This window comes from Hydrogenophaga sp., from assembly GCF_035481345.1.
GTDB lineage: Bacteria > Pseudomonadota > Gammaproteobacteria > Burkholderiales > Burkholderiaceae_C > Hydrogenophaga.
Genome location: NZ_DATIGV010000217.1, coordinates 1 through 17,819, shown reverse-complemented (window position 1 = coordinate 17,819; position 17,819 = coordinate 1). Strand labels below are relative to the sequence as shown.

Here is a 17,819-nt window from a genome sequence, read left to right as displayed (position 1 = left end):
TGAGCAGTCTCTTGGAACCCGGTCTTTGGCATCACAGCGGTTGCTGCCGGTCGACATCTCGCCGCGGTTGGCCGCGGCCGCCGAGAGCGGCCTTTGCGCGATTTCTGAAGCAGCCATTCAACATTAAGGCCAAGCGACGTTCTTGTGAAGGTGCCGCTTCAGCTAAGGGACGGCCTTACCGGGGCCTGCGCTTGAACCAACCGAAACGCCAACTGAGGAGAAGAGACGTCGGTAGGGCGATGGCGACCGAGAGGATGCCAACTATGACAAGCGCCTGCCATAGCGGCTGTCTCCTTTGTCGGTGGTCGTAGTACTGCTTCAGCGTGTTGGTGCGAGGGTCACGTGCATCGTAGGCGATCAGCGTCGGCCCACTCAGTACGTAGCTCGCTGCGCCTTGCTCGTCCGTTTCGGTGGTGGTCGAGAAGTACTGTTTCCCATCAACCATGAACTGATAGCGGACCCGGAACGAACGCAGTCCCCTTCGACTCTCGGACTTCAGTGTCTCGCTGACAACTCCCGTGGCGTACCTGGGCGCGACGCTGATCTTAGATTCTCTTGCGTAGGTGTCCAGTTCGTCACTGCCAAAGAACCATGCGGAAATGATCGCTATGACGAGAAAGAGCAACAAGGGTTTCATGGCGAGCTGTGAGTCCTGAAGTGTGAGCTTTGCCGCTGAGCGCCACCACGATAGCGGGAGGCAGCGCAACTCCTAACGCCCTTAGCCGATTGGGCACTCTAGTGACAGTGATACGGCTTAGAGCCAGCATGGCAGCCGTTCTTATCAGTGCCGCCTGAGTGTGCATGAGCAAATGAGACTGCTGCCAATGCCAGCAAGAGCAAAGCAATTCCTTTCCTCATAACCGATCTCCTTTTCGGGTTGAGACAAATTCGAATCTTCTCGTGCCAAGGGCTAAGCGAGCACCGCGAATCGAGAAGCCACGCGCCCACACAGTGCGCCATGTAAATCTAAGGAGATCGACGCCCTGGCGATATCCTCAATATGTGGGAGCGATGACCACTCGCGTGAGAAAGTTGGAGTTCTGAAGATGAAGGAATGCGGCAGCCAAGTTGGCACGTCGCATGCGACGACCCGATCCACGCAGTCGCGGTAGCGACGAACGACAGCAGCGAGGCATAGAGCGCATATTCGTTGCGACCGCCCCGCAAGTGGAACTCAGTTTGTAGCCGACCCGCCCCTTCACCCCCCGTCGATCACCAAGCGCTTCCTCCGCCCCGAAGCCCCCGTCTTGATCCCCACCCCCGACTTGGCGCATCCGAAGCGCTTGGCGACCAGCCCGATCAATTCCTCGTTCGCCTTCCCATCCACCGGCGGCGACTTGAGTCGGGCGGTGAAGGTCCCATCCCCGTTCTCCACCAACTCGCTCACCCGCGCGTTGGGTTTCACCAGCACCTCGATGATCCGGGTCGCCACGGTGGAAGCCACGCCGCTCAGATCGGCCGGTTGCGCGCCAGCGGCGGGTTGGCTTCGAAGTACTTCACGATGCCGCGCAGCAGCGCATCGGCCAGGTCGTCCTGGTACTTGGGGTCGCGCAGGCGGCGTTCTTCGTCGGGGTTGCTGATGAAGGCGGTTTCCACCAGCACGCTGGGGATATCAGGCGCGCGCAGCACCGCGAAGTTGGCGTGCTCCACGCGGGGCTTGTGCAGCTTGCCCAGGCGGCCCACCTCGCCCAGCAGGTTGGTGGCGATCTTGCGGCTGTCGTTGATCTGCGCGGTGGTGCTCATGTCGAGCAGGGCGCGCTGGACAGTGGCGTTCTGCGCGCGCACGTTCAGGCCGCCCACCAGGTCGGCGTTGTTTTCCTTGTCGGCGATCCAGCGCGCCGCGGCGGAGCTGGCGCCGCGCATGCTGAGCGCGTAGACGCTGGCACCTTGCGGCCGGGGGCTGTAGAAGGCGTCGGCGTGGATGCTGATGAAAAGATCGGCGCGCACGCGCTGGGCCTTGGCCACGCGCGTCTGCAGGGGCACGAAGAAGTCGGCGTCGCGCGTCATGAAGGCGCGCATGGGGTTGCCCTTGACGGTGGTGTCATTGATGCGGTCGCGCAGCTTGCGCGCGATCTGCAGCACCACCTGTTTCTCCTGCGTGCCCTTGGGGCCGATGGCGCCGGGGTCTTCGCCGCCGTGCCCGGGGTCGAGCGCGACGACGATGAGGCGTTCGGTGGGCTTGGGCTTGCCGACCGCGCCACCGCCCCCAGGGCGCTGTTTGCTGGGACCGGGCGGCAGCGGGGCCTTGGCCACGGCCGTGGGTTCGCTCGGCGGTGTGGGGGCCGCGTCGGCGGGGGCGTCGGGTGGCGTGGTGCCGCCGCGCTGGCTGCGTTCGATCAGGTCGCCCAGCGGGTCGTGCGGCTGGGTGCGGGCCAGGCCTTCGGTCTCCAGGCCCAGCAGACGCGCGGCGCGCTCGCTGGCGGCGGCGTCGCCCTGGGTGCGCTGCGCCACCATCTGCAACAAGGGGTCGGGCGGCGCGGCGGGGTAGAGGTCGAACACCAGGCGGTGCTGGTAGGCGGCCACGGGTTGCAGGTTGAAGATCTGCGGCTTGATGTCGTGCTTGAGGTCGATGACCAGGCGCACGACGTTGGGCGCGTTCTGCGCCACGCGCAGGCCGGCGATGTTGGGATCGTCGGACTTGAGCTGGCCCACGAGTTCGCGCAGGCCGGGCAACAGGTCCACGCCCTCGATGTCCACCGCCAGGCGCGGCGGGTCCTTCACCATGAAGGAGTTGGTCTTGAGCAGCGCGTCGCTTTCGATGGTGACGCGGGTGTAGTCCTCGGCCGGCCACATGCGCACGGCCACCACGTTGGCGCCACGCGCGATGTGCGCCTTGCCCAGCAGCAGCACCAGGGTGCCGGCCTGCAGCAGGGCGCGGCGGGGGAGGGTGGAGCGGTCGGTCGGCCCCGTCATGTGACCGCTTCCAGCAGAAGGTGGCCGGCGGGGGTTCGGGCAACGGCGCGCACCAGGCGCGCGTCGTCGTGCTCGGGGTCGTTGATCATCGGGTCGGGGTCGATGTGCAGGTCCAGGTCGATGGGGGGCAAAAATCCCGCGGCGCGCTCGGGCCACTCGACCAGCTTGAGGCCCGCGCTGGCGAACAGTTCCCGAAAACCCGCCTCTTCCCATTCGCGCGGGTCGCTGAAGCGGTAGAAGTCGAAGTGCCAGATGGACAGGGATTCACCCGCGGGCATCAGGGGGCAGTCGACGCTGGTGTGCGGCTCCACCACCGCGTAGGTGGGGCTCTTGATGCGGCCGCTGACGCCGAGCGCGCGCAGCAGGTGGCGCACGAAGGTGGTCTTGCCGGCGCCGAGGTCGCCGTGCAGGGCGATGGTGGCGTGGGCCACGGCGGGGCACAGGGCCAGGCGCTGGGCAAAGGCCTGCGTATCGGCTTCGTGGGCCCAGCGGCCCTGCCAGGTGGCGGGGGCCGTTGCTACCATCGGCGCCCCATGAAGGCTGTGTTGGATGCTGCTCAACTCGTCTCGCAGTTGCGTGCTTGGGGACGACAGCTCGGATTCTCCCAAATCGGGGTGGCCGGGGTGGATCTGCGGGCCGCAGAACCGGGATTGATGGCCTGGTTGTCGGCTGGATGCCACGGTGAGATGGCCTACATGGCCGCGCACGGCCTCAAACGCGCCCGCCCCGCGGAGCTGGTGCCAGGCACGCTGAGCGTGATCACCGCGCGCATGGACTACCTGCCGCGCGACACGCCGCCCGATTGGGTGGACCAGGAATGGGCCCGCCTGCAGCGCCCGGGCGAGGCCATCGTCTCGGTCTATGCCCGCGGGCGGGACTACCACAAGGTGCTGCGCGCGCGCCTGCAGCAACTGTCCGAGCGCATCGCCGAGGCCATCGGCCCCTTCGGCCACCGCGTGTTCACCGACTCGGCCCCGGTGCTGGAGGTGGAGCTGGCCTCGCGCAGCGGCATCGGCTGGCGCGGCAAGCACACGCTGACGCTGCACCGCGAGGCGGGCTCCATGTTCTTCCTCGGCGAGATCTACGTGGACCTGGCGTTGCCGCCGTCGGCGCCCGTCACCGACCACTGCGGCAGTTGCAGCGCCTGCATCGACGTGTGCCCCACGCAGGCCATCACCGGCCCGCAGCGCGTGGACGCACGGCGCTGCATCAGCTACCTCACCATCGAGCACGCGGGGCCCATTCCGACCGAGCTGCGCCCGGCCATGGCCAACCGCATCTACGGCTGCGACGACTGCCAGCTGGTGTGCCCCTGGAACAAGTTCGCGCAGCGCGCCACGCTGCCCGATTTCGATGCGCGCGAGGGCCTGAGCGGCGCCACGCTGGTCGAACTCTTCGCCTGGAGCGAAGAGGAGTTCCTGCGCCGCACCGAGGGCAGCGCGATCCGCCGCATCGGGCACGAGCGCTGGCTGCGAAACCTGGCGGTGGGCCTGGGCAATGCGTTGCGGGCGACGGGGGATGAGGCGGTGCGGCAGGCCCTGCAGGCGCGGGCTGACGACCCGAGCGAACTGGTGCGCGAGCACGTGGCCTGGGCGCTGGCCCAGGCGCCGAAGCACGCCCACGAGCCGCGCTGACCGTCGGCCCCGTGTGGCCTGTGAGCCCGCGCGGACGGGGCCTCAACTGGAGGCGTAGCGCAGCCGCAGCTCCCGCTTGAGCAGCTTCCCACTGGGGTTCTTGGGCAGTGCGTCGGTGAACACCACGCGCTTCGGGCTCTTGAAGCCCGCCATGTTCGCGTTGCAGTGGGCGATGACCTCGTCCTCGGTGAGCGACTGGCCGGCCTTCACGACGACCACCGCCGTCACCGCCTCCACCCACTTCGGGTCGGCCAGGCCGATCACCGCCACCTCGCTCACCGCGCCCAGGCGGTAGATCATTTCCTCCACCTCGCGGCTGGCCACGTTCTCGCCGCCGGTCTTGATCATGTCCTTCTTGCGGTCGACGATGGTGATGTAGCCCTCATCGTCCAGCGTGGCCAGGTCGCCGCTGTGGAACCAGTCGCCCGAGAAGGCCGACGCGGTTTTCTCGGGGTCGTTGAAGTAGCCCAGCATGAGGTGCGGCGAGCGGTGCACCACCTCGCCCACCTCGCCGGGCATCACGTCCTCCATCAGGTCGTTGACGACGCGCGTCTCCACGTTGAGCACGGCCTTGCCGCAGGAGCCGGGTTTGCGCAACTGATCGTCGGGGCCGAGCATGGTGGCCAGCGGCGCGATCTCGGTCTGGCCGTACAGGTTCCACAGCCGCACCGCCGGCAGGCGCGAGGCGAGCTCCTTCAGCACCTCCACCGGCATGATGGACGCGCCGTAGTAGCCCTTGGCCAGGGCCTTCAGCCGCGCGGCGTCGAAGGCCGGCGAGCGCAGCAGCGCGATCCACACCGTGGGCGGCGCGAAGAAGCTGGTGATGCGGTGCTGTTCCAGCAGGTTGAGCAGGTGGTCGGGCACGGGCTTGCCAGTGATGACATTGCTGCTGCCGATGTAGATGGCCGGACCGAAGAACACGTCAAGCTGCGCGCAGTGGTACAGCGGCAGGGCGTGCAGGGCCACGTCGGCTTCGGCAATCTCGGCGTTGATCACGCAGCTCACGTACTGCCACAGCACCGCGTCGTGCGTGAGCATGGCGCCTTTGGGCATGGACTCGGTGCCACTGGTGTAGACGATCTGCGCCAGGTCGGTGCTCTGCAGCGCCACCTCGGGCAGGGGCTCGGCGCAGGCGGCCAGGTGGTCGAAGCGGTGCATGGACGGGTCGGGCTCCGTGGGGTCTTCGCTGGGCAGCCAGATGAAGCGTTCCACTGCGGTGTCCTGCGCGGCGGCGGAGCGGGCCAGTTCGGCCAGGCCGCTGTCGGTGGCCAGGGTCTTGGCGCCCGCGTGGCGCAGGATGTAGGCCACCTCGTCGGCCTTGAGCATGAAGTTGATGGGCACCAGCACCGCGCCCCGGCGCGCGATGGCGAAGCGCAGCGCCGCGAAGCCGTGCGAGTTGCGCGCCAGCACGGCCACGCGGTCGCCTTCCTCCACGCCCAGGTGGGCCAGGCCGGCGGCCAGGCGCGAGACGAGGGCGTTGAAGTCGGCATAGGTCCAGCGCGTGCTGCCGCAGGCGATGGCCAGCTTGTCGGGCAGGCGCAGGGCGGTGCGGTGCAGGGCGTCGGCGATGGTCTGGCGGCGCACCACGGGTGCGATGGTGTCGGGCATTGTTGTGTCTCCTGGAGGAATCCTGTGCGGGAACGTGCTGCCGATTGGAGCGTCACCGCGCATCTTGCCCATCGGCGTTTTCACCATGTTGTCGCCGGGGTGACCGCGGTTTTCTCAGCTTGAGACGGTTGGGGGGCGACAGCGGCGCTGGCTATCATGCGCCGCATGCGTGGCATCACCTCCGACGTGGACCAGGGTTTTCGGCGCCAGACGCGGCGCGGCCGCGCCCAGGTGGTGGCCTGGTGGCACACCCTGCAGATGGGTGCGCAGATCACCGTGCTGATGCTCTCGCCCGGCAGTTACACCGGCGGGCGCTCGCGCACTGTGCTGTCGCACCAGGTGTCGGCGGTGTTGCCCTTGCTGCCCTGGTTCCTGGTGCTGTCGGCCCTCATCAGCCTGGTCCTCATCCGCATCGTCACGGCCACGGCCAGCAGCTACGGCCTCACGCAGTACGCGCTGGAGCTGCTGGTGCGCACCCTGGTGCTGGAGTTGATCCCGCTCTTCGCGGCCCTGTTCGTGGCCCTGCGCCACGCCATGCCCGGCGCCGAGCAGTTGCGCTACCAGCTCGACCTGCGCCAGCGCTCGGGCCGCCACATCCCCGGCATCGCCGGCCTGGCCGGCACGCTGCTGCCGCGCGCCCTGGCCAGCGTGCACGCCGTGGTGCTGCTGGCCGCCCTGTCGGGCGTGGTGGCCCTGGTGATCACCTACCTCGTGGTGCACGGGCTGTCGCCCTGGGCGGTGCCGTCCTACACCTACGACGTGGGCCGCGTGTTCAACTCCGTGGTCTCGCTGATCTTCCTGCTCAAGACGGCCTTCTTCAGCCTGGCCGTGGCCGTGGTGCCGCTGGCCGCCGCGGCCGAGCCCGACGAGCAGGGCCGCTACGGCATGCGCAGCGAAATGCTCGAATTCGCGCGGCTGTTCTCCGTGCTGCTGATGATCGAGATCGCCTCCCTGGTGGGAAATTACTACTGACATGAGCGAACACGACCGCGCCCCCAACCACACCCCGGAAGGCGACGAACCCCTGGTGCCCGAGCCGCCGCCCGTGCGCGGCCTGGAGTTCAAGGCCGCGCTGCTGATGGCGCTGACCCTGGTGCTGGTGCTGGGGTCGGTGGTATTCGTGATGTTTGCGCGCGGCGTGTTCGAGCCCACCCAGCGCGTGGTGCTGATCGCCGACGACGCCGAGGGCGTGACCGTGGGCATGGACATGACCTTCGCGGGCTTCCCCATCGGCCGCGTGGCGCGTGTGGAGCTGGGCGCCGACGGCAACGCGCGCATCCTGATCGACGTGCGCGAGCGCGACGGGAAATGGCTGCGCACCTCCAGCATCTTCACCATGGAGCGCAGCCTGGTGGGCGGCACGCGCATCCGCGCCTTCAGCGGCGTGCTGGACGACCCGCCCCTGGAAGACGGCGCCGAGCGCACCGTGCTGCGCGGCGACGTGGCGGCCGAGATCCCGCAGCTCACGGCGGCGGCGCGCTCGCTGCTGGACAACCTCAACGCCATCACCCGCGAGGACGCGGCCCTGCAAACCACCCTGGCCAACCTGCGCGCCACCACTGAGAAACTCAACGGCCCGCAAGGCGCCCTGGGCCTGCTGGTGGGCAACGAGGCCGACGCGAAGCAGCTCAGCCAGGCCATCGAGCGCAGCAACGCGCTCATCGCCCGCGCCGACGGTCTGGCCGCGCGGCTGGACAGCCTGGTGGCCAACGCCGACCGCCAGGTCTTCGGCCAGGGCGCCAAGCCGGGCGAGGGCAGTGTGGTGGGCGACGTGCGCGCCACCGTGGTGCAGATGAACGGCCTGCTGGAACAGGCGCGGGGCAGCCTGAAAAAGCTGGACGCCGTGCTGGTGGAAGCCCAGGGCGTGGCCAGCAACGCGCGCGAGGCCACCACCGACCTCGGCCCGCTGCGCGCCGACGTGGAAAGCAGCCTGCGCAAGATCGACGGCCTGATCGATGAGATCAACCGCAAGTGGCCGTTCGCGCGCGACACGGAGATCAAGCTGCCATGAGACGACTTTCGATGAGCCGCCCCGTGAGTCGCGTTCTCGCCCTGGTGTTTCTCTCGTTCGCGCTGGCCGCGTGTTCCAGCGGCCCGCCCACGCCGGCCTGGCAGATGAGCGCGCGCAGCTCGCTGGATGCGTCGGCCATCGCCTGGCTGGAAGGCCGCGACGCGGTGGAAAGCGCTGAGTTCACCCGCGCCCGCGCGGCCGTGGCGCGCACCGGCCAGCTCGACCTGGTCGCCCGTGCCGAACTGCACCGCTGCGCGCTGCGCGTGGCCACGCTGGTGTTCGAGCCTTGCTCGGGCTTCGACGCCCTGGCGGCCGACGCCACGCCCGAGGACGCGGCCTACGCGCGCTACCTGGCCAACCGCCTGCAAGCGGGCGACGCCGAGCGCCTGCCGGCGGCCCACCGCGCCGCGCTCGCGGCGGCCGATCCGGCCTCGGCCCTGCAGGGCGTGGAAGACCCCATCACCCGGCTCGTGGCCGCCGGTGCGGCCCTGCGGCGCGCACAAGCCAGTCCGGCCTTGGTGCAACTGGCGGTGGACACCGCCTCAAGCCAGGGCTGGCCGCGGCCCTTGCTGGCCTGGCTGCTGGTGCAGCAGCGCAGCGCGCAAGCGGCGGGCGACACGGCCACCGCTGAGCGCCTGCAACGGCGCATCGACGCCGTGGCGCCGCGCGCCGCCGGGCGCTGAGGCGGGCAGCGTGGGCGACAGAGCGCAAGGGCCGATCCGGTGATGCCTGAACTCCGGCTTCGGCGAACCATCCTGAGCGTCGACGACCACGAGCTGGTGCGCGTGGGACTGCGCCAGGTCATCGGCCAGCATTTCGGCGAGCGCTTTCACGTGGCCGAGGCGCACAGCCTGGAGCAGGCCCTGCGCTTCCTAGAGGAGCGCACGGACGAGGTGTTCCTGATGCTGCTCGACCTGAACCTGGGCGACACGCGCGGCCTCGCCGGGCTGCGGCTGCTGAGCCAACGCCACCCGCGCCTGCCGATCGCCGTGGTCTCGGGCTCGAACGATGCGCGCGTGCGCGACGAGGCTCGCGCGCACGGCGCGGTGGGGTACTTCTGCAAGACCGGTGACACCGGCGACCTGAAGGGCCTGCTCGACACCATCGAACGCGCCGCGACGGGCGCCGACGCCGCGACGGACGAGGCGCCCGCGACACACGGCGACGCGCTGGCCCGCAGCCGGCGTCTGCGGCCGGGCATCCGCCTCAGCGACCGCCAGGTGCAGGTGCTCGAGCTCATCCTGGGCGGCCTCGACAACCAGGCCATCGCCGCCGAAACCGGCCTGGCGCTCGGGTCGGTGAAGAACTGCGTGTCCACGGTCTTCCTCGCCTTCAACGTGCGGTCCAGGGCCGAGTTGATCGGGCTGTTTGTATGAGCCGGCCTTGAGCGAGGAGACGTCGACCCGCGTGGCCGTGCAGCGCATCCGGCTCGAACTGCTGCTGCAGAAGACCGGGCCGGTGCGCATCCTCTCGCCCATTCCTTTCGCCACGCCGCTGGCGCTGGTCTTCTATCTGAAATGGACCTCCGTGCTGGCGCTGGTCTGGCTCGGTCTGTTCTGCGCCGTCGTGGCCGCCACCTACCTGCGGCGGCGCCGGTTGCAGGCCCATGGCCCGCTGCCGGACCACGAACTGCCCGACATCCTCCGCGGCCGTGTGCGCGACATCCTGCTGCTGGGCAGCATGTGGGGCCTGGCGCCCTGGATGCTGAGCGCCCACCGCAGCACCGACGACACCGTGCTGATCTCCATCTTCATCATGGGCGCGGTCTCGCTGGGCTCCGCGATCGTCTCCACCCACCGCCAGACCATTGCCGCCTTCAGCCTGCCGGCCGGCGCGGGCATGGTCAGCGCCTGCCTCTGGCACGGTGGCCTGGTCGGCTGGGTGCTGGCCGCCTGCATGGCGCTCTTTCTGGTGATGACGCTCAAGTGGACCTTCCAGCAAGCCGATCTGCTCGAGCAATCGCTGACGGTGCGCTTCGAGAAGGAGGACCTGGCCCGCCGCCTGGAACAACAGGTGGAACTGGTGGAGAACGCCAACCGGGAGAAGAGCCGCTTCCTCGCCTCCGCCAGCCACGACCTGCGCCAACCGCTGCACGCCATCTCGCTGTTCACCTCGGTGCTGGAGCGTTCGCGGCTGGACCCGGACAGCGCGCAGACCGTCACCCGCCTGAGCCATTCGGTGCGCCTGCTCAACCAGTCGCTCGACACCATGCTCGACATCTCGCTGCTGGACGCGGGCGCGGTGCAGCCCCGCGTCGAGGCCGTTCGCGTGCACGGGCTGTTCCTCTCGCTGAGCCACACCTTCGCCGGCAGCGCGCAGGCGCGCGATCTGCAGATCCGCTTTCGTGCACCGGGCGATCTGGCCGTGATGAGCGATGCCTTGCTGCTCACGCGCCTGCTCGGCAACCTCATCGACAACGCCATCAAGTACACGCGCAGTGGCGGCGTGCTGATCGCGACGCGCGCGGGCGCGCCCGTGGCGCGCTGCGGCTGGGTCTGCTTCGAGGTCATCGACACCGGCATCGGCATCGCCCGCGAGCACCAGGCGCGCGTGTTCGACGAGTTCTACCAGTTGGACAACCCGCAGCGCGACCGCGCCGCCGGCCTGGGCATCGGCCTGTCCATCGTCAAGCGGCTGTCGGGTTTGCTGGAGCACCCCATCGAGCTGTCGTCCACGCCCTCGCGGGGCACGCGTTTTCGGGTGTGGGTGCCACGGGCCGTTGACGGAGCACCCGCGCTGGCAGGACCGGCGGTGGTCGACCCCGTGGCGAGCGAAGGGCGCCTGCCGCGCCACGTGCTGATCGTCGATGACGAGCGGGTGGGACGCGAGGCGCTGAGCCTGCTGCTCTCGTCGTGCGGTTGCACCGTGCATGGCGCCAGCGACCTGCCGCAGGCGCGGCAACTGCTGGCCGCGAACCCCATCGAGGCCGTCGTCTCCGACGACCGCCTGCCGGGCGACAGCAATGGTCTGGCGTTCCTGATGGCGCTGCGCAGCAGCGCGCCGCACCTGCGCACCTTGCTGGTGACCGGTGAGACCGCGCCCCAGCGCATCAGCGAGATCAAGGCCAGCGGCGTGCCCTTCCTGCACAAGCCGGTGCAGACGCAGCAACTGCTGGACGCGCTGGCGCGCTGATCCGCCGTTACTGGCGCATGTGACCCGGGTCACTTACGCCGGGCAGGGCGCACATCGACACTCGGGGCCGTCTGTTCAACCCAAGTCCCACGCGGACCCACCCCCATGCTCAAACCGGTTCTCGGCCTCGCCTTGTCCTTGCTCACCACCGTGTCCATCGCCGCGACGGATCCGTCGTGCGACGCACACGACAAGCTGCGTGCCCAACGCGACAACGCCTTGCAGAAGAAGGACTTCAAGCAGTATTGCGAGGCCTTGTCCGGCCTGATCCGCCTGATGCCGCAGAAGCCGCCAGCCCCCGCGCACGTGCAATGCGAGGCCAACGCCAACCGCATGAAGGCCGAGGCCTGGCTCAAGGTGCGTCCGGCGGTGATCGACACCATGACGACCACCTTCGATCAGAACTGCCGCTGACGCGCAGTCACCGGGCCGCGGCCGCCGCGGCCTTCACTTCCGACAGCTTGCAGCCCTTCTTCAGGAACAGGTCCACCAGGTGCTCGCTGCGCGCCTGCACGTGCTCCAGCGCCTGTTCCGCATTCACCAGGCGCGTCTGCGCCTGCATCATCTTGTTGGTGTTGTCCTGCATGCCGGCCCTTCGCGCCTCGGCGGCGGCCTGCATGGCGTAGCCCTGCACCTGGCCGCCACCGGGTATCAGCCCCAGCAAACTGCCGCCGATGGCGGACCCCACGCCCCCCCGGCCTTCGCTGGCGAGCTTCATCATCTCGTTCTGCGTGTCCGTCATGGCCTGCTGCGCCTGCGCGGCCTCTGCCTGGTGCGCTTGGCCGGCCTTCTCCAGCGCCTGGGTTTCCGCGTGGATCTGCGCGCAGCTCAACTCGCCGTCACCCAGTTGGCGCACGCTGCGCATCGGTTCGGTCGTGAGCAGCGGGGCAATCTGCGCGCTGGCAAGCACGGGTGTCAGCGCGAGGCAGCCATACAGAGGCAAGCGCTTGAATGGGGCGGGCAGCATGAGGGTCCTGTCTCGAAGGGCGGGTGGGGAAGCGCTCGAAGGTGCGGGCGCCATGGTCCTGCCAGTGTGGAAGGCGAAATGTCGCGCGGGAAGTGACTGGGGTCACATGCAACCGGTCCGGCCGCCGATGGCAAATGTGCCCAACGCCACCAAGCGCTCACGCCGCCAGTGGCTTACCGCCGCGCCCTGGGCGTCTGGGTCAAATAGCTACCGACTGACAAGGGCAACGCCTGCGGGCGCAATGGCTGTCGCGCTGTCATCTCGGACCCGGGTCAGCCACGCTCCCCAGAACAGGCTTGAAAAGAACCGTAGCGGCTCGTCGAATCCGGCATCGCTCAGCAGCGAGATGACCCGCTCTTCTGATTGAGGCGGCTCGGCTCCTTGCAGGATCCTGGCCATCTTTAGCTGAACCTCTTCGGGCTGCGCACCGCTCATGCGCCAACGTGCCGCCCAGGCGGCCATGAGCAGCGGCTGGGAAGCATAGTGCCGGTAGTTGCCCGCAACGATCAGGGGCGCTCCCGGCTGCAGCCAGGAAGCAGTCTGGCTCAGGATTTCCTGTTTGGCCGCGTCTCCAGGCAGGTGGTGCAACACGCCGATCATGATGGCAGCGTCGAACAATGTGGCGCTACGCAGATCGCCGAGTGTCCCCAGGACCGTCTCCACGCGATCGGCCACTCCGGCGTCCATCAGGTGGGCTTGAGCGACCTCCAGCATCGGCCCCGATGGATCGACCGCACAGAATGTCCATTGTGGTTCCAGCCGTGCGGCTGCGACGATTTCGCCCGCGGTTCCACCGGCCCCTACGACCAAAACCTTGGCCGATCTTCCTGCGCCAAGAGCAGCCGACAACATGCAGGCGGATAGTTCATGACAGGCGTCGTACCCGGCCAGAGCAATTCGACTCTGACGGGAATATTCGTCGGCACGAGAGGCGTCAAACTTGGCGGCGGAACTCTGCATCAGGACACTCATGTTGGTTGCGTTCTGCGGGCTATCCCCTGTCGGACATAGGATAGGAGCTTTGTGATCAGGAAGCGTAAGAAATGCATGATCGAGAGTCCGGAAATGGCGCGAAAGCATGATCGTCTGGCAGCTTTTCTCAGAGCATTCCCACTCTCCGCGAAGCAGTGCGATTCCGCTGAAACCGCCAATCTCCTCATCATCGATGCGCGGGGTGTTGGAGAACCGACGCATCTGCTTTACCGCGCTCGGTTCACTGCCGCGCTCCCAGAAGGAGCCGCCCTGTGGGCTGCCGCCCAAGTGGATTTCGGCGGCAGTGGCAATCCCTTGGTGGGCGCATTGCCTGATGAGCTGTCCTTCTCGCTGATCGAAGAACCGCAATTGCGTGGCTTGTCGGAACTGGTGGTAGCCGAGGCGAAGGTGTCGCGCTGTGGTGGTGGAACCGTGGGGGCGAGGCTTTGTGAGATCGTCGTCGTCTTGGCAGTCCGTAGAGCGATAGCAAACGGAACAGTGGATGCCGGGATGTTGGCTGGCCTTGCACATCCGAGGCTGCATAAGAGCCTCGTAGCCATGCATGACGATCCGGCGCGGAATTGGACGGTCGCTGAACTGGCCCTCATTGCGGACATGTCGCGCGGTCAGTTCATCTCGACATTCACCAGCGCCGTAGGCAAATCGCCCATCGCCTATCTCAGTGGCTGGCGTCTGTGTCTGGGAAGGGCGGAGTTGCGCGTCGGCCGGAGCGTCAAATCGGTCTCTGCCATGGTCGGCTTCAGCAGTGCGGCGGCATTCTCCCGCGCCTATTCCCGCGCGTTTGGGGTCCCGCCATCCCACACCAGAAGAATGCCGTGACGTCGACCAACGTGTTAGGGCTGAAGTAGTGGGAAAGTCGCTGAGAAGGCGCGCGTTTGGTCCTGACTACTTTCCCGTTCTTCGCTTGCTGGCTACGTCTGCTGTTGAGGCAAGCCCAGGGTTTCCACAATCAGGCGTGCGGCGCCTGCAGGGTCAATGACGGAGGTGTCTATGACCACTTGCCCTCTCGGCATCGCTCGCTCGGACGCCTCGAATTGCGCACGCAATTCACGCAGCAGGTGCAGGGACTGCAGTTTTCCAAACTCCCCCCGACTCGGCGCCGTCAGGCGATCTTCCTGCACATCGGCGGGCACAGTCAGCTGAACAAAATGAGTACTGCCGCCGGCGCAAGCCACGCTCTCGACGACGCGCCGCTGCAACGGCATCCACAATCAGGTGATTGTGAAAGACCGCATAACCGGTCAAGCGCCCGAGTGCCCTGGCAATCGTCAGCTTTCCGGAGGCTACGGGGCCATAGATGAAAACCAGCTTCATGCGGGGCATTGTGGCTGCAGATGGAGGCCGCCAGAAAGGCCAGAAAGTCCACTCCCGTAAGGCGCCATCCCATTGCGGCTTGCGTTGCTTCGGCCGGCGCGAGGCTGGCCGAGCCCCTCGCCCCGCGCATCCCTCAGTTCACCTTGCCGATGCGCTGCACCACCGCCTTCATCGCCGCCGCATCGGCCTTCACGAAGGCGTCGAACTCGGTCGCGTCCTGGTACTGGAACTGCGTGCCAGCCGTGGTCATTACCTGTACGGTGCGTTCGTCGCGCGCAGCGGCGCGGGCGGCCTCGCGCAGTTTGTCGATCACGGGCTGCGGCGTGCCCGCCGGCGCGAACAGGCCGGCCCATTGCGAGTAGCTGATGTTCACGCCCAGTTCCTTGAAGCTGGGCACGTCGGGCAGCAGGGCCAGGCGGCCTTCGCCCCAGTGCGCCAGCGCGCGCATGCGCCCGCTCTTGATGTGACCGACGACGCTGGCCGGGCCGCTGGCCAGGGCCTCCACCTGGCCGCCGAGCAGGCCCACGATGGCCGGCCCCGCGCCGGTGTAGGGCACGTGCAGCATGAAGGTGTTGGTGGCCGCCTTGAGCTGCTCCATGGGCACCTGCATCGTGCCGTAGTTGCCCGAGGAGCCGAAGGTGATGCGCCCGGGGTTGGCCTTGGCGTAGGCGATGAACTCGGCGTAGGTTTTCCAGGGGCTGTCGGCTCGCACCACCAGCACGGTGGGGTCGGCCGTCATGCGCGCGATAGGGGCGAGCTGGTTCACCTCGAACTGCGCGGGGCGGTTGAGGATGCGGTCGGCTTCGGGCAGCACCACCAACGATGAGAGCGCCATGAGCACGGTGTAGCCGTCGGCCGGCGCCTTGGCCACGGCCGCCATGCCGATGGCGCCGCCCGCGCCGCCGCGGTTGACGACCACCACCGACTGGTTCAGGTGCCGGCCCATGGCCTCGGCCACGGGGCGGCCCACGGTGTCGGCCACGCCACCGGGCGGGAAGGGCACGACCATGGTGATGGGCTTGCTGGGGTACGGGTCCTGCGCGAAGGCGGGGGCCAGGCCGGTGAGGCCCAGGGCCGCCGAGGCGCCGAGCAGGCGGTGGAAGTCGCGTCGTTGCATGGCGTGTGTCTCCTGTCTGTTGTGGTGTGCGCGAAAAAAAGCGGAGAGAAAGGTTCAGGCGAAGCGGTTCTCGATCTGGCCGATGCCATCGATCTCGATGCGCACCACGTCGCCGGCCTTGAGGAACTGCGGCGGACTCAAACCCATGCCGACGCCGGCGGGCGTGCCGGTGGCGATCACGTCGCCGGGGTAGAGCGTGATGCCGCGCGAGATGGTCTCGATCAGCGTGGGGATGTCGAAGATCAGGTCTTCGGTGCGGCCATCCTGCCGAGGCTCGCCGTTGACCCAGCAGCGCACGCGCGTGTGCTGGCCGTCGAGTTCGTCGGCCGTCACGATCCAGGGCCCCATGGGGCAGAAGGTGTCGAAGCTCTTGCCCATGTCCCACTGCTGGTGGCGCATCTGTACGTCGCGCGCGGTCACGTCGTTGACGATGGTGTAGCCCCACACGTGCTTCATCGCGTCGGCCTTGGCGATGTTCTTGCCGCCGGTGCCGATGACCACGGCCAGTTCGGCCTCGTAGTCGATCTGCGGGGAGATGGCCTCGCCGGGCAGCCGCACCGCATCGGTAGGGCCGACCACGCACTCGGGCACCTTGGTGAAGACGATGGGCCACTGCGCCGGGTTGGCGTTGTTGTTCTTGAAGACCGAACCCTGCAGTTCCTTGGCGTGCTCGTGGTAGTTGCGGCCCACGCACCAGATGTTGCGGCGGGGCAGGGGAATGGGCACCTGCAGTTGCACGGCGGACAAGGCGATGGGCGCGCGCTTGGTACCGGGCAGGGCGCGGCCGGCGGCCGCGGCCTCCACCAGAGGCAGCGCGCCGCGCTGCGCGTCGGCGGGCGACAGGTCGAAGGGGGTGACGGACTGGCCGTCGGCCGAGACGAGGCCGACGCGGCGTTGGCCCTCATGGGCGAAGGTGGCGATGCGCACGAAATCTCCTGGTGGTTCATGTCAGGTACCAAAAAATACCAATTGGTACCAGAGCGGCAATAGTAGGCCGTCATGGAGCGGATCCACTGCGGGAATACCCTGGGGCACGCTCGCTGAGCGCAATTGGTCTGATTTGGTACAGTGCCGCGCATGAGCCTCTCGACCCACCTGCGCCAGACCCTTCTCGACCAGTTCCAGTCCGGCCACTGGCGCGCGGGCGACCGCCTGCCCACGGAGCGCGAGCTGTCCGATCAGCACGGCGTGAGCCGCACCACGGTGCGCAAGGCCTTGCTGGAGCTCAAGCAACAGGGCCTGATCGAGCAGACCGTGGGCAGCGGCACCTACGTGAGCGAGCGCGCGGGCGACCAACTGGGCCGGCGCGTGGCGCAGGACTCCTCGCGGTACACCAGCCCGGCCGAGCTGATGGAGGCGCGCCTGGCGATGGAGCCGGCCATCATCGACATGGCCGTGCGCAACGCCAACACGGCCGACCTGCAGCGCATGGACCACTGCTGCGACGAGGCCGAGCGCGCGAGCACGCTGGAGGCCTTCGAGCACTGGGACGCCGAGTTGCACCAGGCCATCGCCGACGCGGCGCACAACAGCTTCGTGGCCAATGTGTTCGAGCTGATGAAGACCGTGCGCGCGCAGGGCGACTGGGGCCAGCTCAAGAAGAAGAGCGTGACGCCCGAGCGCCGCCTGGCCTACCAGGCCGAGCACCGCGAGATCGTGAAGGCCCTGCGCGATCGCGACGCGGCGCGCGCGAAGGAAATGACGCTGGCGCACCTGCTGCGCGTGCGGCAGAACCTGCTCGGCCACTGAGCCGCGGCGAACCGCGCCGCACCGGTCGGTGGGGCAGGGCGCTTCAGTTGTGATGAACGCATGAAGCTTGTCTGAATCCCGCCTTTAACCGGCCCACCTACTGCCTTCGCGGTATGGGCCGTTTTCGTTCCCCCTGATGTGATCGCGCGCGCCGTGCATGGGCACGGTGCAGTGATCGACATCAGGGAGTGGACGAGTGAAGAAGCAGAAGAAGCACCACCGCGTGGTGTTCAAGCCCACGCGTGGGTTGGCAGGCGCTGTGCATTGGGCCGTGGCGTTGGTTCTGAGCAGCCCGCTCACCAGCCCGCAGGCATGGGCGCAGATCGTGGCCGACCCCAGCGCCCCCGGCAACCAGCGCCCCACGGTGCTGACCGCGCCCAA

21 protein-coding genes are annotated in these 17,819 nt (G+C 68.0%); 10 read left to right on the top strand and 11 right to left on the bottom strand.

Features of this window, described 5'->3' with window-relative positions:
* Window positions 1-175: 175 nt before the first annotated feature.
* The 5 genes from VLG41_RS22505 to tsaE all read right to left on the bottom strand — a co-directional run bounded on the left by VLG41_RS22505 (window position 176) and on the right by tsaE (window position 3,437).
* Window positions 176-637, bottom strand: coding sequence for a DUF3592 domain-containing protein (locus VLG41_RS22505; protein WP_325351611.1), 462 nt, complete (start codon window positions 635-637; stop codon window positions 176-178).
* A gap of 98 nt (window positions 638-735) precedes the next feature.
* On the bottom strand, window positions 736-858 hold the full coding sequence (locus VLG41_RS22500; RefSeq protein ID WP_325351610.1) for a YHYH domain-containing protein: 123 nt from the start codon (window positions 856-858) through the stop codon (window positions 736-738).
* 340 nt (window positions 859-1,198) lie between these two features.
* Window positions 1,199-1,444, bottom strand: coding sequence for a DUF167 domain-containing protein (locus VLG41_RS22495; RefSeq protein WP_325351609.1), 246 nt, complete (start codon window positions 1,442-1,444; stop codon window positions 1,199-1,201).
* A gap of 5 nt (window positions 1,445-1,449) precedes the next feature.
* Window positions 1,450-2,913, bottom strand: a complete 1,464-nt coding sequence (locus VLG41_RS22490) for an N-acetylmuramoyl-L-alanine amidase (RefSeq protein ID WP_325351608.1) — start codon at window positions 2,911-2,913, stop codon at window positions 1,450-1,452.
* Entirely contained in the window at window positions 2,910-3,437 is a 528-nt protein-coding gene (gene tsaE / locus VLG41_RS22485) for a tRNA (adenosine(37)-N6)-threonylcarbamoyltransferase complex ATPase subunit type 1 TsaE (protein WP_325351607.1), read from the bottom strand. The genes VLG41_RS22490 and tsaE overlap by 4 nt, the downstream gene beginning before the upstream one ends.
* Before the next feature lie 9 nt (window positions 3,438-3,446).
* On the opposite strand from tsaE, the gene queG reads away from it, so the two are divergent.
* Window positions 3,447-4,547 carry a tRNA epoxyqueuosine(34) reductase QueG gene (gene queG, locus VLG41_RS22480; RefSeq protein WP_414652530.1) on the top strand — a complete coding sequence of 367 codons (1,101 nt, stop codon included), beginning with the start codon at window positions 3,447-3,449 and terminating at the stop codon, window positions 4,545-4,547.
* Window positions 4,548-4,589: 42 nt separating this feature from the next.
* Here queG and VLG41_RS22475 read toward each other — a convergent pair whose 3' ends face one another.
* Window positions 4,590-6,155 carry an acyl-CoA synthetase gene (locus VLG41_RS22475; RefSeq protein WP_325351606.1) on the bottom strand — a complete coding sequence of 522 codons (1,566 nt, stop codon included), beginning with the start codon at window positions 6,153-6,155 and terminating at the stop codon, window positions 4,590-4,592.
* 165 nt (window positions 6,156-6,320) lie between these two features.
* Between VLG41_RS22475 and VLG41_RS22470 the strand changes: the two genes are divergently transcribed.
* The 6 genes from VLG41_RS22470 (at window position 6,321) to VLG41_RS22445 (ending at window position 11,712) form a co-directional block, all read left to right on the top strand.
* A complete protein-coding gene (locus VLG41_RS22470) occupies window positions 6,321-7,127 on the top strand; it encodes an ABC transporter permease (RefSeq protein ID WP_325351605.1) in 807 nt (268 codons plus the stop codon).
* Window position 7,128: 1 nt separating this feature from the next.
* Entirely contained in the window at window positions 7,129-8,166 is a 1,038-nt protein-coding gene (locus tag VLG41_RS22465) for an MlaD family protein (RefSeq protein WP_325351604.1), read from the top strand.
* A 23-nt stretch (window positions 8,167-8,189) separates the two neighbouring features.
* Complete coding sequence (locus VLG41_RS22460) at window positions 8,190-8,849, top strand: hypothetical protein (protein ID WP_325351603.1); 660 nt, start codon at window positions 8,190-8,192, stop codon at window positions 8,847-8,849.
* A 42-nt stretch (window positions 8,850-8,891) separates the two neighbouring features.
* On the top strand, window positions 8,892-9,542 hold the full coding sequence (locus tag VLG41_RS22455; protein WP_325351602.1) for a response regulator transcription factor: 651 nt from the start codon (window positions 8,892-8,894) through the stop codon (window positions 9,540-9,542).
* 7 nt (window positions 9,543-9,549) lie between these two features.
* The gene (locus VLG41_RS22450) at window positions 9,550-11,298 is read left to right on the top strand and encodes a hybrid sensor histidine kinase/response regulator (RefSeq protein ID WP_325351601.1); all 1,749 of its coding nucleotides are present in this window, start codon (window positions 9,550-9,552) and stop codon (window positions 11,296-11,298) included.
* Between the two features lie 105 nt (window positions 11,299-11,403).
* Entirely contained in the window at window positions 11,404-11,712 is a 309-nt protein-coding gene (locus tag VLG41_RS22445) for a hypothetical protein (protein ID WP_325351600.1), read from the top strand.
* Between the two features lie 7 nt (window positions 11,713-11,719).
* Here the strand turns inward: VLG41_RS22445 and VLG41_RS22440 are convergent, their stop codons facing one another.
* Window positions 11,720-12,265 (bottom strand): hypothetical protein, encoded by a 546-nt coding sequence (locus VLG41_RS22440; RefSeq protein ID WP_325351599.1) that lies wholly within the window; start codon window positions 12,263-12,265, stop codon window positions 11,720-11,722.
* Between the two features lie 207 nt (window positions 12,266-12,472).
* A complete protein-coding gene (locus tag VLG41_RS22435; RefSeq protein ID WP_325351598.1) occupies window positions 12,473-13,225 on the bottom strand; it encodes a class I SAM-dependent methyltransferase in 753 nt (250 codons plus the stop codon).
* An 87-nt stretch (window positions 13,226-13,312) separates the two neighbouring features.
* Here VLG41_RS22435 and VLG41_RS22430 point away from each other — a divergent pair, with 87 nt between their 5' ends.
* Window positions 13,313-14,077 (top strand): helix-turn-helix domain-containing protein, encoded by a 765-nt coding sequence (locus VLG41_RS22430; RefSeq protein WP_325351597.1) that lies wholly within the window; start codon window positions 13,313-13,315, stop codon window positions 14,075-14,077.
* 92 nt (window positions 14,078-14,169) lie between these two features.
* Here the strand turns inward: VLG41_RS22430 and VLG41_RS22425 are convergent, their stop codons facing one another.
* The 3 genes from VLG41_RS22425 to VLG41_RS22415 all read right to left on the bottom strand — a co-directional run bounded on the left by VLG41_RS22425 (window position 14,170) and on the right by VLG41_RS22415 (window position 16,616).
* The gene (locus VLG41_RS22425) at window positions 14,170-14,469 is read right to left on the bottom strand and encodes a hypothetical protein (RefSeq protein WP_325351596.1); all 300 of its coding nucleotides are present in this window, start codon (window positions 14,467-14,469) and stop codon (window positions 14,170-14,172) included.
* A 236-nt stretch (window positions 14,470-14,705) separates the two neighbouring features.
* A complete protein-coding gene (locus VLG41_RS22420; RefSeq protein WP_325351595.1) occupies window positions 14,706-15,689 on the bottom strand; it encodes a tripartite tricarboxylate transporter substrate binding protein in 984 nt (327 codons plus the stop codon).
* Window positions 15,690-15,743: 54 nt separating this feature from the next.
* Window positions 15,744-16,616, bottom strand: coding sequence for a fumarylacetoacetate hydrolase family protein (locus tag VLG41_RS22415; RefSeq protein ID WP_325351594.1), 873 nt, complete (start codon window positions 16,614-16,616; stop codon window positions 15,744-15,746).
* Between the two features lie 150 nt (window positions 16,617-16,766).
* Here VLG41_RS22415 and VLG41_RS22410 point away from each other — a divergent pair, with 150 nt between their 5' ends.
* Together VLG41_RS22410 and VLG41_RS22405 are read left to right on the top strand one after the other, a co-directional pair.
* Window positions 16,767-17,438 (top strand): FadR/GntR family transcriptional regulator, encoded by a 672-nt coding sequence (locus tag VLG41_RS22410; protein ID WP_325351593.1) that lies wholly within the window; start codon window positions 16,767-16,769, stop codon window positions 17,436-17,438.
* Between the two features lie 196 nt (window positions 17,439-17,634).
* Window positions 17,635-17,819: hypothetical protein (locus VLG41_RS22405; RefSeq protein WP_325351592.1), on the top strand; the 185-nt coding region annotated here is incomplete at its 3' end.

Coding starts and splice junctions, on each gene's coding strand:
- VLG41_RS22505 (WP_325351611.1), bottom strand. CDS start 637: ATGAAACCCTTGTTGCTCTTTCTCGTCATAGCGATCATTTCCGCATGG.
- VLG41_RS22500 (WP_325351610.1), bottom strand. CDS start 858: ATGAGGAAAGGAATTGCTTTGCTCTTGCTGGCATTGGCAGCAGTCTCA.
- VLG41_RS22490 (WP_325351608.1), bottom strand. CDS start 2,913: ATGACGGGGCCGACCGACCGCTCCACCCTCCCCCGCCGCGCCCTGCTG.
- tsaE (WP_325351607.1), bottom strand. CDS start 3,437: ATGGTAGCAACGGCCCCCGCCACCTGGCAGGGCCGCTGGGCCCACGAA.
- queG (WP_414652530.1), top strand. CDS start 3,447: ATGAAGGCTGTGTTGGATGCTGCTCAACTCGTCTCGCAGTTGCGTGCT.
- VLG41_RS22475 (WP_325351606.1), bottom strand. CDS start 6,155: ATGCCCGACACCATCGCACCCGTGGTGCGCCGCCAGACCATCGCCGAC.
- VLG41_RS22470 (WP_325351605.1), top strand. CDS start 6,321: ATGCGTGGCATCACCTCCGACGTGGACCAGGGTTTTCGGCGCCAGACG.
- VLG41_RS22465 (WP_325351604.1), top strand. CDS start 7,129: ATGAGCGAACACGACCGCGCCCCCAACCACACCCCGGAAGGCGACGAA.
- VLG41_RS22455 (WP_325351602.1), top strand. CDS start 8,892: ATGCCTGAACTCCGGCTTCGGCGAACCATCCTGAGCGTCGACGACCAC.
- VLG41_RS22445 (WP_325351600.1), top strand. CDS start 11,404: ATGCTCAAACCGGTTCTCGGCCTCGCCTTGTCCTTGCTCACCACCGTG.
- VLG41_RS22440 (WP_325351599.1), bottom strand. CDS start 12,265: ATGCTGCCCGCCCCATTCAAGCGCTTGCCTCTGTATGGCTGCCTCGCG.
- VLG41_RS22435 (WP_325351598.1), bottom strand. CDS start 13,225: ATGCAGAGTTCCGCCGCCAAGTTTGACGCCTCTCGTGCCGACGAATAT.
- VLG41_RS22430 (WP_325351597.1), top strand. CDS start 13,313: ATGATCGAGAGTCCGGAAATGGCGCGAAAGCATGATCGTCTGGCAGCT.
- VLG41_RS22420 (WP_325351595.1), bottom strand. CDS start 15,689: ATGCAACGACGCGACTTCCACCGCCTGCTCGGCGCCTCGGCGGCCCTG.
- VLG41_RS22410 (WP_325351593.1), top strand. CDS start 16,767: ATGAGCCTCTCGACCCACCTGCGCCAGACCCTTCTCGACCAGTTCCAG.